The following is a 397-nucleotide window of genomic DNA, read 5'->3' on the forward strand; positions in this document are numbered from 1 at the left end:
TCGCGGGGTGGAGCAGTACGGTAGCTCGTCGGGCTCATAACCCGAAGGTCGCAGGTTCAAATCCTGTCCCCGCAACCAAATGGTCCCGTGGTGTAGTGGTTAACATGCCTGCCTGTCACGCAGGAGATCGCCGGTTCGACCCCGGTCGGGACCGCCATTTTAACTTCTGCTATATAGCAGTTGTTTTTTATTGGACATTATGGTAAAATAACATTTGTCTTTGAAAAGAAGATAACTATTTCGATGGGCTATAGCCAAGCGGTAAGGCAACGGACTTTGACTCCGTCATGCGCTGGTTCGAATCCAGCTAGCCCAGCCATTAAGAGCCATTAGCTCAGTTGGTAGAGCATCTGACTTTTAATCAGAGGGTCGAAGGTTCGAATCCTTCATGGCTCAC

Annotated in this window: 4 tRNA genes; all 4 read left to right on the forward strand. The window is 49.9% G+C overall.

The features are described 5' to 3' along the window. The first annotated feature begins 1 nt into the window (after position 1). A tRNA-Met gene (locus B5P40_RS31620) sits at positions 2 to 78 on the forward strand. Between the two features lie 3 nt (positions 79 to 81). Next, positions 82 to 157 (forward strand) — tRNA-Asp (locus B5P40_RS31625). An 87-nt stretch (positions 158 to 244) separates the two neighbouring features. Further along, positions 245 to 319, forward strand: a tRNA-Gln gene (locus B5P40_RS31630). Positions 320 to 323: 4 nt separating this feature from the next. Further along, positions 324 to 396: transfer RNA gene (locus tag B5P40_RS31635), tRNA-Lys, on the forward strand. Position 397 lies beyond the last annotated feature (1 nt).

The organism is Bacillus sp. SRB_8 (assembly GCF_003264205.1).
GTDB classification, from domain to species: Bacteria; Bacillota; Bacilli; order Bacillales; family Bacillaceae_G; genus Bacillus_A; species Bacillus_A mycoides.